The sequence below is a fragment of the Niastella populi genome, assembly GCF_002078015.1.
GTDB lineage: Bacteria > Bacteroidota > Bacteroidia > Chitinophagales > Chitinophagaceae > Niastella > Niastella populi.
Map to the genome: position 1 here is coordinate 1 of NZ_LWBP01000073.1, position 2,359 is coordinate 2,359.

The 2,359-nt window shown below is 36.5% G+C and carries 4 protein-coding genes; 2 read left to right on the forward strand and 2 right to left on the reverse strand.

Going from position 1 to position 2,359, the window contains the following annotated elements; genetic code table 11:
- Positions 1-103: 103 nt before the first annotated feature.
- On the reverse strand, positions 104-301 hold the full coding sequence (locus tag A4R26_RS35590) for a hypothetical protein (protein ID WP_242674861.1): 198 nt from the start codon (positions 299-301) through the stop codon (positions 104-106).
- A 180-nt stretch (positions 302-481) separates the two neighbouring features.
- Here A4R26_RS35590 and A4R26_RS08230 point away from each other — a divergent pair, with 180 nt between their 5' ends.
- A complete protein-coding gene (locus A4R26_RS08230) occupies positions 482-892 on the forward strand; it encodes a hypothetical protein (RefSeq protein WP_081163315.1) in 411 nt (136 codons plus the stop codon).
- 348 nt (positions 893-1,240) lie between these two features.
- Here the strand turns inward: A4R26_RS08230 and A4R26_RS08240 are convergent, their stop codons facing one another.
- Entirely contained in the window at positions 1,241-1,618 is a 378-nt protein-coding gene (locus tag A4R26_RS08240) for a hypothetical protein (protein ID WP_081163317.1), read from the reverse strand.
- Positions 1,619-2,054: 436 nt separating this feature from the next.
- On the opposite strand from A4R26_RS08240, the gene A4R26_RS08245 reads away from it, so the two are divergent.
- Positions 2,055-2,359, forward strand: a 305-nt coding sequence (locus tag A4R26_RS08245) for a hypothetical protein (protein WP_133054594.1), incomplete at its 3' end; no start/stop codon positions are given.

Consider the following 2,359-nt stretch of genomic DNA (forward strand, 5'->3'; position numbering starts at 1 on the left):
TTTAAGAAAATTAATTTAAAATGAAAAATCTCTCTAAAAGGAAGAAAACTGCCAGGGCTGTGTTAGCCACTGATACATCAATGAAGGATTACGAGAATGATCCTTATTTTGTCAAAAAAAGAGAAATGGCGTCAGTATTTCTTAAAAAGGTTGGGCTGCCTGAAATATTTAAAAAGTCTAAATCTAAATAGCAATAACTTGTACTCATTTTAAAAGCCGGTTTATCGATGTTTTGCCAATACTCGACAGGATCATAAGGAAATAACATGGGGGTATTTCCACTCTTCATTAGTTCTTGCATATACGTTACTTTTTAGGCTTCGAAAATACTATTCGGAGAAGGCGGGAAAAAGGTAAGTATACTTAATTATAAGAATAACCGAAAGATCAGCCTATTTAGGGGACTAGAAAGTAACAAAATGCCTTACTTGACAATTTCAATTGATGGAGCTGGCGTTACAATTATTCATACATTAGAGGGATGAAATGGGATGTTACCATATTTTCAGCGGATGAATATATTTTAGAAGAAATAAGTACAGAGTTGCTGCCTGAAAAATATATGTATGACGAGAGGGGAGAGTGTTTATTTACAGGAAATACTTTAAATTCGGAACCCACCATTCATCAACTTATTGACTTTATTTTTCAAGGTAGCGGACCCGTAACAGAGATTTATAGAACCGAAAACAGCTATGTGTTGGATTTGTCGTCACTAAGGCAGCACCTTGTTGACTTTGACTATTTAGATGAATTTTACGAAGAATGGATAAAAAGAATGCAAAGAGAAAATACCATGGATGAGTATGGTATGCTGCTTGATTTTATTGGATACGCAAGAAAGGGACTGAATAAGAAATATTTACTTATGGTTGTTTTTGCCCGGCAGTAGTGACATTGCCACTACTGATAGGTGTTAGAGGTAAGCCAAGCAATATTCATTCTCTTTTGGCTAGCCAAGCCATTCAATTAGGAACTGTTAGGCGCATGTCATTCTAGGAATTTGGTTTCCATAGACCTGAGTAATCGTATGCCTTCAGAAAACTCCAATTCTTCAAAAATCGTATAGACATCATTAAACCGGTTTTGGATCTCGGTTCTGAACCGTTGTGACAGTTCCTGTTTTGGGCCTATAATTAGCTGTAAGCTGTCCTTAATGCCGCCCTGGTCTTTCCCGAATAGTTTCATAAGTTGGCCAGCGGTTTTGTCGTTGCAGTGAAGAGCGTTCAGTCCAGCGGTTTTATAAAATGCATAAAAAATTAGCACCTGCGAAAAAGTGTGCATTTTGTTTCTGTCGGCATTTAGGAATTTCATTTTGCAACGTATCCAGCCGTTCCCGTTGGGTAGATATTTGATCCAGTAAAAATCCCAGTTTCTCATTTTCGTCAGCAATTTGATTCTTTAACCCTTTCTTCAGATCATCTTTTAATAGCTCATTTTGGCGAGTTTCAACCACTGCGGCTATGGTTTGCAGCTTGGGTAGAAAATCAGAAAAGAACAAGGGGCCGTAGTTGGTAACGGCGAGTATAATAAAACTTATTACTCCAGTCGTTAAAACGGCTGCCAGATAAAATTGGTTAAGTTGGGTATTAAAAGGTAAAGTTACAGCAACCGCCATAAAATAAAGACTCGCAAAATGTGTCAAAACATACCTAAACCAATACCTGGCTGTGAGCTTCTGCCGGGTGGCCTGTAAACACTATCCAGGATGAGCGGTTGTTAGTTGGTGATGGGTGGTGGTAAATTGGGTGCCGATATAACGGCTGTCTAACGGTAACTCGAAAAATAGAAAGGATTTCGCCTGCATCAAATTCATACTAATCATATCCTCTTTTTTTAAAGATACGAAATGTTATGTATTATTAATAGGTTAGACGTATGTAGATAATGTTAAACGAATAGCTGGATTTAATTGACCATAGAAATTTATTTCCATATAGGATGTTGTTGATTTCGTCGTTTTTTAGAATGCTCCGAAGTGACCTATCTCTGGTTCTCTTTAAATTATTCTTTAAGGGTATGTTCGAGAAAGGAAGTGTATAAATCCTGTTAAGATGAAATTAGGCGGCAGCCGAACAATATTTTATTTTAATGGAAAAACATATTCAGGATTTGAAATTTTCAAGATAAAACCGTTTCAAGACATGGCAATATTTTCAGATATGACAAACAAATTTCAAATAATTGATTTTTTGCCGACTCACAGACAATTGTTGGTAAGAAGTTTAAAAAACCAGAACCGCGATCACAATATCGATATCATTTTCAAAGTAGTATCAACCTTGTTAATTCCTGCTACCTTTGAAGGTCTGGAAATATCTATAGCAGAAACAGATGAGGTTGTCAGAGGACTGATAGA